The organism is Streptomyces flavofungini (genome assembly GCF_041028215.1).
Classification (GTDB): domain Bacteria; phylum Actinomycetota; class Actinomycetes; order Streptomycetales; family Streptomycetaceae; genus Streptomyces; species Streptomyces flavofungini_B.
Genome location: NZ_JASKYR010001473.1, coordinates 1 through 504, shown reverse-complemented (window position 1 = coordinate 504; position 504 = coordinate 1). Strand labels below are relative to the sequence as shown.

The window sequence follows — 504 nt, the reverse complement described above, 5'->3', positions numbered from 1 at the left end:
CGCGATGCTCGGCAGCGTCGTCTGGTTCACCGCCCTCGGCTACGGGGCACGCCTGCTCAGCGGCTTCTTCGCGCGCCCCGCCGCCTGGCGGGTCCTCGACGCCCTGATCGCCGTCATGATGGCGGCCATGGGCCTCACCCTGGTCATCGGCGCGCTGTGACGCGCGGCGCCGCTCACCGGTCCCACAGCTCGGTTCCGTACGCCGAGACCAGCGCGCCGACCCGGGCAAGGACCTCACCGGCGGGCAGCGGACCGACGCGGCGCCCGTCGCGCAGCCGCAGGGCCACCTGACCGTCGGCGGCCTCCTTCGCGCCGATCACCACCTGGTACGGCACGAGCCTGGCCGCCCGTACGCGCGCACCGAGGCTGCCGTGCTCCGGCCCTGCGAACTCCGCCCGCAGCCCCTGCGCGGCGCATCGCTCCACGAACGCCTCGGCGTGGAGCGCCTGCGCCTCGGAGACCGGAAGCACCACCAGCTGCACCGGGGCCAGCCAGGCGGGGAAG

At 75.6% G+C, this 504-nt stretch carries 2 protein-coding genes; one reads left to right on the top strand and one right to left on the bottom strand.

The window, feature by feature from the left end:
• The coding region (locus tag AB8Z36_RS41725; protein ID WP_369218525.1) for a LysE family transporter at nt 1–160 on the top strand (160 nt) is incomplete at its 5' end.
• Nucleotides 161–173: 13 nt separating this feature from the next.
• Here the strand turns inward: AB8Z36_RS41725 and AB8Z36_RS41720 are convergent.
• A partial coding sequence (locus AB8Z36_RS41720; protein ID WP_369218524.1) for a His/Gly/Thr/Pro-type tRNA ligase C-terminal domain-containing protein occupies nt 174–504 on the bottom strand: 331 nt, incomplete at its 5' end.